This is a genomic window from Actinoplanes sp. NPDC048791 (genome assembly GCF_040650095.1).
In the GTDB taxonomy this organism is placed as follows: Bacteria; Actinomycetota; Actinomycetes; order Mycobacteriales; family Micromonosporaceae; genus Actinoplanes.
The window spans coordinates 1-6,316 of sequence record NZ_JBEZGQ010000475.1; the positions used below are offsets into that span (position 1 = coordinate 1).

Genomic DNA, 6,316 nt, shown 5'->3' on the forward strand with positions numbered 1-6,316 from the left:
GTGCAGGGCGCCACGGCGGCCCGGCGGCTGGGGTCCGTGCCGTCGGTCTACCTGGGCGGACGGTGGTTCACCGTCACCGGGGTGCTGGCGCCGGTGCCGCTGGCGCCGGAACTCGACTCGGCGGTCCTGGTCGGCTGGCCCGCGGCGGCGTCGTACCTGGGTTTCGACGGGCACCCGACGACCGTCTACACCCGGTCCGACGACGCCCAGGTCACGGCGGTGCGCGACGTGCTCGCGGCGACGGCCAACCCGGAGAACCCGGACGAGGTCAAGGTCTCCCGGCCCTCCGACGCGCTGCAGGCCCGGCAGGCCACCAACCGCACCTTCACGCAGCTGCTGCTCGGGCTGGGGGCGGTGGCGCTGCTCGTCGGCGGGATCGGGGTGGCCAACACGATGGTGATCTCGGTGCTGGAACGCCGGGCGGAGATCGGCCTGCGCCGCTCGCTCGGAGCCACCCGCGGGCAGATCCGGGTGCAGTTCGTGGCCGAGTCGCTGCTGCTGTCGCTGGCCGGCGGGGCCGGGGGAGTGCTGCTGGGATTCGCGGTGACCGCGCTCTACGCGACGACGCAGGCGTGGCCGACGGTGGTCCCGGTGTGGGTGCTGCTGGGCGGCGTGGCCGCGACCGTGGTGATCGGGGCGGTGGCGGGTCTGTATCCCGCGATCCGGGCCGCCCGGCTGGCGCCGACGGAGGCCCGGGCCGCCGCCTGAGCTCAGCTGCCCGCCGGCCGCGGACGCCGCGAGCGTTCGTAGTGCCGGCGGGCCTTCATCTTGTTGCCACAGGTGGCCATCGAGCACCAGCGGGCGTTGTTGGCCTTGCTCCGGTCGATGAGGAACAGCGCGCACTCGTCGTTGGTGCACGGCCGCAGCCGCCCGGGACTGGTCCTGACCACTGCATCCCAGGTCAGGAGGGCGCGCACCACGACGGCTCGTCCGCCCTCGACGTCGAGGGTCCAGCTGAGGCCGGTGCCGGAGATCTGCGGGCGGGGCCGTACGCCGTCCAGCAACGGGGTGAGCGACTCCGGCGGCTGCTCACCGCGGACGACGGGCCGGAGCAGGTCGCGAGCCTCGCGCAGCAACTGGCGGTCGGTCACCGGCACGTCCGGGGCGTACGCCCGGAGCCAGGTGCGGGCGGACTCGTCGTCGCCGAGCGCGTCCTGCACGGTGCCGTCGACGATCGGAGCGCTGTTGAGGAGCGCATGGCTGCGATCCATCACCGCTACGCGACCGTCGACGGGCACCGGCTCTTCTACCGGGAGGCCGGCCGCGATCACCGCGATCATCACCCAGAACGGCAACGGGTACGACGCCGGCTTCGTCGAGAGCTTCTGGACGACCGTGTGGGACTTCCACCGGGAACGGACCCCGCAGACCGAGGCCGCCGTCCGCGGGGCGCTGAACCTGGAGGCGATCCGCTGGCAGTACCTCACCGGCGTCGCGGATCCCACCCTCGTCGACCCGGAGACCTGGCTGCACGACTTCGCCCTGGTGTCGCGTCCCGGCAACGATGCCGTCCAGGTGAGCCTGTTCGCCGACTACGCCACCAACCCGCCGCTGTATCCGCGCCTGCACGAGTACCTGCGCGCCGGCCAGGTGCCGCTGCTGGCGGTGTGGGGTCGCGGTGACGAGATCTTCGGCCCGGCCGGTGCCGAGGCGTTCGCCACCGACCTGCCCGGCGCTCAGATCCACCTGCTCGACGGCGGCCACTTCCTGCTGGAGTCCGCGGTGGACGAAGTGGCCGCGCTCATCTGTCCGTTCCTGGCGAAGCTGTAGCCCGGCCGGGTGACATCGGGCGGAGCGGGTGTGGTGGTGACTGCGGGCCCGGGGGATAGTCACCGTCATGGACGCGAACTCCCGGCAGGCGGCCCGCGCCGCTCGCCTCGACGACCGCGAGCGCCGGCTGGACCGCCTCGAGGAGCAACGCAACGCGAGCCACGGGGCCCGGGATCGCGCCGCCGACGAGCGGGAGCGGCAGGCGGACCTGCGGGAGGTGTCGGCCATAGAGGACCTCCTGCGGTCCGGGGCCGGGGAGGCGCCGCCCCGCTCCGTCCCCGGCGACTGACCCCGGGCTCACTCCTTCTGGTCGAGGAAGGCCAGGGTGACCGCGGCGAACAGCGGCGACAGGAACAGGTTGTAGTGGGTGAGGCCGGGCAGCAGGGCCAGCGCGTGCCCGCCCTCGGGCCGGGACTCGCCCATCCAGCCGCCGTCGCGCAGACCGCCGTCGAGCAGGCCGAAGACCTCGACGAAGTGGCTCGGCGGGGCCATGTCGGCGTCGGCCGCCACCACCAGCGTCGGCACCCGCAGGCCCCGGACCTCCTCGGTGAAGTCGAAGTCCCGGGCCATCGCCACGCCGATCTTGTCGAGCAGCCGCGGGAAGTCCTCCGGGCGCGGGGCCACCCGCTGGTAGAGCTCGTACATCGGGGTCTCCTTCATGAACTCCGCCGCCGCGGCGCTCACCTGGCCCTGCTGCTGCAGCATCTCGGGGTAGATCGCGTCGCGGCGGATGTTCGCCGACGCCGCGACCAGGCGCCCGACCTTCTCCGGGAACTGGAACGCGACCTGGTAGGCCACTCCGCCGCCGAGCGAGTAGCCGACGACGTCGGGCCGGTCCAGCCCGAGGTGGTCGATGAGGGCGGCGACGTCGCCGGCCATCAGGCGTACGTCGAGCGGCCGGTCGATGTCGGCAGTCCGGCCGTGGCCCTGCAGGTCGACGGTGATGACCCGGTGGTGGTCGGCGAGCACGGGCAGGATCGGCCCGAACATCTCACCCGAGCCGAGGCCGCCGTGCAGCAGGATCAGCGGCTCGCCGGTCCCGTACGACTCGTAGTAGAGGTTGATGCCGTTGACGTCGGCGTACTGGCCGGTGCCGGTCATGGTGACTCCCTGGTGTCCGGTGCTGAGGTGACGGGGGGTAGACCGGGCGAGCGGCGCGAACTAATCGCTCACCGGCCCGCTAAGTTGAGCCGGTGGAAGATGTGGCGATCGAGCAGCGGCTGGAGGCCTACCGGCCCGAGCTGACCGGCTACTGCTACCGGATGCTCGGGTCCGCGTTCGAGGCCGAGGACGCCGTGCAGGACACGCTGGTCCGGGCCTGGCGCGGCTTCGACCGTTTCGAGGGCCGGGCGGCGCTGCGGTCTTGGCTGTACCGGATCGCGACGAACGTCTGCCTGACGATGCTGGACAGCGCCCAGCGCCGGGTGCGCCCGATGGATCTCGGGCCGGCCGGGTCGGGCCGGTCCACCGATCCCGGCGAGCCGCGCCCGGACGAGATCTGGGTCGGGCCGGTGCCGGACAGCCGGTTGCTGCCCGAGGGCGCCGACCCGGCCGCCGTGGTCGCCGAGCGGGAATCGGTCCGGCTGGCGTTCATCGCCGCGCTGCAGCACCTCCCGCCGCGGCAGCGGGCCGTGCTGATCCTGCGGGAGGTGCTGGCCTGGTCGGCGCAGGAGGTGGCCGAGCTGCTCGACACCTCGGTGGCCAGTGTCACCAGCGCGCTGCAACGGGCCCGGGCCACCATCGCGGCCGCGGACACCACCGCCGACCCGCGCACCCCGCTCGACGACGAGCAGAAGGCGCTGCTCGCACGGTACGTGAGCGCGTTCGAGGCGTACGACCTGACGGCGCTGACGGCTCTGCTGCACGACGACGCGACCCTGTCCATGCCGCCGCTGCCGTTGTGGTTCCGCGGCACCGCCGACATCACCGCCTGGATGGCCGGCACGGGCAGCGGTTGCCGGGGCTCCCGCCTGGTGCCGGTGACGGCCAACGGCATGCCCGCCTTCGGTCAGTACCGCCGCAGCGCCGGCGGCACGGGTCACGACCCCTGGGCGCTGATCGTGCTGGAGATCTCAGCCGGGCGGATCACGGCCGTCACCAACTTCCTCGACACCGCCCGCCTGTTCCCGCTGTTCGGTCTCCCGTCCCACCTGGGGCAGGACGTCGGTCAGGCCGACCAGCCGCAGCAGCCGGGACAGCTCCGCGCCGGCGCCGCCGACGATGAGCTCGCACCCGTGCCGCCGGGCGGTCAGGCGTAGCCGGGCCAGCGCGTCGACCGTCACCACGTCGGGCCGCTCCACGCCGGCCACGTCGCAGATCACGACGCTGCCGGGACGGCCCCGCAGCAGGTCGGCCAGGCCGGCACACAGGTCGGGCACGTCCGCGCGGGTGACCGTCATGCCGACGGAGAAATGGGCGGCCATGGTGATAAGACCGGCGCCGGCCCGGGAACTCATCGCTGGCCGGGCCGCGAATCGCCCGCCGTGCCGCACCATGGGTGGGTGAGATTCGCCTGGCCGGCCCTGCGCCGTGAGATCACCGTCGACGGCCCGCGCGCCACCGACGACGTCTGGGACCGTTACGTGCGCCCGCAACGGTGGCCGGAGTGGTCACCCCAGATCCGTTCGGTCGACTACCCGGGAGAGGTGCTCGCGCCCGGCACCACCGGCGTCGTGCGCGGGCCCGCCGGTCTGCCGGTGCCCTTCCAGGTCATCGGGGTCGACGCCGCGGGTCCGGTGCGGACCTGGTCGTGGACGGCGTCGGCCGCCGGGGTGAAGCTCACCCTGCTGCACACCGTCCAGGCCACCGCCACGGGTACGCGGACCGGCCTCACCGTCGTCGGCTTCGCGCCCGCGGTCGCGGGTTATCTGCCGATGGCGTGGTGGGCGCTGCGGCGTCTGGTGCACTGACCGCTGGGCGTGGGGCGGCGCGTCTATGCTCCGTCCCGTGACCACCAGGGAGACGAGCGGTATGGATCTCAACGATGTACTGCTCGCCGTGGAGAAGGCTGCTCCGGTCGATGCCGTCCGGGCGGTGACCCGCAAGATCGGGATGCGCCTCGACGCGGTGTGGGTGTCGTTCCTGGTGGCCGACATGAGCGGCCGGGCCCTGGTGCGCCTGGTCCACCTGCCGGTCGGTGCCGTGTCGGGTGAGCGCCGCCAGGACGAGGACGTCGCACTGGTCCTGCCGTTCGACGGTGGCCCGCAGGAGCAGGCGTTGCGCGCTCAGCGGGCGCTCGTCGAGCAGTCCGGCGACCAGTGCGTGGTGCGGGCGCCGGTCACCCAGCGCGGGGAGGCGATCGGCCTGCTGGAGATCGCCCTGTCCACCGCGCCGTCCGAGGAGATCGTGCAGCGGGTGTCGCGGGCCGCGCACACCCTGGCTTTTGTGGTGATCGCCAATCGCCGGCACACCGACCTGTTCGAGTGGGGCCAGCGCACCACACCGTTCACCCTGGCCGCCGAGATCCAGCGGCGCCTGCTGCCGTCGTCGTTCACCTGTGAGGCCGACTCGTTCACCCTGGCAGCCTGGCTGGAGCCGGCCGCGAGCATCGGCGGGGACACTTTCGACTACAGCCTGGCCCGCGACCTGCTGCACCTGAGCATCACCGACGCCGTGGGGCACGGCGTGCACAGCGCGCTGACGGCCACCCTCTGTGTGGGTGGGCTCCGTAACGCCCGTCGTCGCGGCAGCACCCTGCTCGAGCAGGCCGAGGCCGCGAACCAGGCTCTTGTCGGAAACGCCTCCGACCGGTCGCTCTTCGTCACCGGCATCCTCGGCCGGCTGGACCTGCGGACCGGATCCCTCGCTGTCGTGAACGCCGGGCACCCGGCTCCGCTGCTGGTCCGCGACGGTGTCGCGCAGCCTGTCGGGTTGCCGGTCAACCGGCCGTTCGGCGTGCGGGGCCGGCGGCCCTTCGAGGCCACCCAGCTCGAGCTGCGACCCGGAGACCGCCTGGTCCTGCTCACCGACGGGATGCTGGAACGCGGCGCCGCGGCGCTGGACCTGCCCGGGCGGTTGCACGACCTCTGCGACCTGCACCCCAGAGAGCTGGTCCGGGTGCTGGGCGACCTGGTCCTGGCGGTTGCCGGCTCCACCGGCACCCTGCCCGACGACGCCTGCATGCTGGTCCTGGACTGGCACGGCGGCCACGGCGACACCCGCAGTGCCGATGCCGGCGCCGACCCGCGGCGCGCCAGCGGCCCCGCGTCCGACGACCCACCCTTCGGGTGAAGAACCAGAAAACCTCGATGCGGCCACCTAGACTTTCTCGGAGTCGTCGGTTAACGTTTCTCTGGTCAACAGCGAGGAACGACAAAGACGCAGACGACAAAGACGCGAACGCCCCGGCCCGGCGGCACCGCCGGCAGCTGGTGTTCTGATCCGTAGGCCCTGGGCCCCGGTGCGCGAGTGCCGGGGCCCCCGTCATCGCCGCGACGAACGCCGGCCCTCCGGCTGCGCCACCAGCGCCTCGTAGCCCGCCGTCCGCGACGCCGGCGCGATCAGGCGGGCAGGGTGACCGCGAAGCGGACGACGGTCGTGGCATCGC

At 73.1% G+C, this 6,316-nt stretch carries 8 protein-coding genes and 1 pseudogene; 6 read left to right on the forward strand and 3 right to left on the reverse strand.

The features are described 5' to 3' along the window. The coding region (locus tag AB0C29_RS28420; protein ID WP_360826210.1) for an ABC transporter permease at window positions 1-708 on the forward strand (708 nt) is incomplete at its 5' end. Window positions 709-710: 2 nt separating this feature from the next. Here AB0C29_RS28420 and AB0C29_RS28425 read toward each other — a convergent pair. Continuing rightward, complete coding sequence (locus AB0C29_RS28425; RefSeq protein WP_360826212.1) at window positions 711-1,211, reverse strand: CGNR zinc finger domain-containing protein; 501 nt, start codon at window positions 1,209-1,211, stop codon at window positions 711-713. Here AB0C29_RS28425 and AB0C29_RS28430 point away from each other — a divergent pair. Together AB0C29_RS28430 and AB0C29_RS28435 are read left to right on the forward strand one after the other, a co-directional pair. Continuing rightward, a complete protein-coding gene (locus tag AB0C29_RS28430; RefSeq protein ID WP_360826215.1) occupies window positions 1,186-1,770 on the forward strand; it encodes a hypothetical protein in 585 nt (194 codons plus the stop codon). The genes AB0C29_RS28425 and AB0C29_RS28430 overlap by 26 nt on opposite strands. A 67-nt stretch (window positions 1,771-1,837) precedes the next feature. After that, a complete protein-coding gene (locus AB0C29_RS28435) occupies window positions 1,838-2,059 on the forward strand; it encodes a hypothetical protein (RefSeq protein WP_360826218.1) in 222 nt (73 codons plus the stop codon). Between the two features lie 8 nt (window positions 2,060-2,067). Here AB0C29_RS28435 and AB0C29_RS28440 read toward each other — a convergent pair whose 3' ends face one another. After that, window positions 2,068-2,871 carry an alpha/beta hydrolase gene (locus tag AB0C29_RS28440; protein WP_360826222.1) on the reverse strand — a complete coding sequence of 268 codons (804 nt, stop codon included), beginning with the start codon at window positions 2,869-2,871 and terminating at the stop codon, window positions 2,068-2,070. Window positions 2,872-2,963: 92 nt separating this feature from the next. Between AB0C29_RS28440 and AB0C29_RS28445 the strand changes: the two genes are divergently transcribed. Then, window positions 2,964-4,028 (forward strand): sigma-70 family RNA polymerase sigma factor, encoded by a 1,065-nt coding sequence (locus AB0C29_RS28445; protein WP_360826225.1) that lies wholly within the window; start codon window positions 2,964-2,966, stop codon window positions 4,026-4,028. Here AB0C29_RS28445 and AB0C29_RS28450 read toward each other — a convergent pair. Continuing rightward, a pseudogene (locus AB0C29_RS28450) lies at window positions 3,987-4,265 on the reverse strand (STAS domain-containing protein); the annotation flags it as partial. The gene AB0C29_RS28445 and the pseudogene AB0C29_RS28450 sit on opposite strands and share 42 nt — an antisense overlap. A gap of 6 nt (window positions 4,266-4,271) precedes the next feature. On the opposite strand from AB0C29_RS28450, the gene AB0C29_RS28455 reads away from it, so the two are divergent. Together AB0C29_RS28455 and AB0C29_RS28460 are read left to right on the forward strand one after the other, a co-directional pair. Continuing rightward, window positions 4,272-4,679, forward strand: a complete 408-nt coding sequence (locus tag AB0C29_RS28455; protein ID WP_360826228.1) for an SRPBCC family protein — start codon at window positions 4,272-4,274, stop codon at window positions 4,677-4,679. Between the two features lie 37 nt (window positions 4,680-4,716). After that, window positions 4,717-6,000: a PP2C family protein-serine/threonine phosphatase gene (locus tag AB0C29_RS28460; protein ID WP_360826231.1), complete on the forward strand. Its 1,284-nt coding sequence runs from the start codon at window positions 4,717-4,719 to the stop codon at window positions 5,998-6,000. The last annotated feature ends 316 nt before the right edge of the window (window positions 6,001-6,316 follow it).

Bases quoted from the DNA above. Each gene is read 5' to 3' on its own strand.
- AB0C29_RS28440 (WP_360826222.1), bottom strand. From the start codon at position 2,871: ATGACCGGCACCGGCCAGTACGCCGACGTCAACGGCATCAACCTCTAC.
- AB0C29_RS28435 (WP_360826218.1), top strand. From the start codon at position 1,838: ATGGACGCGAACTCCCGGCAGGCGGCCCGCGCCGCTCGCCTCGACGAC.
- AB0C29_RS28425 (WP_360826212.1), bottom strand. From the start codon at position 1,211: ATGGATCGCAGCCATGCGCTCCTCAACAGCGCTCCGATCGTCGACGGC.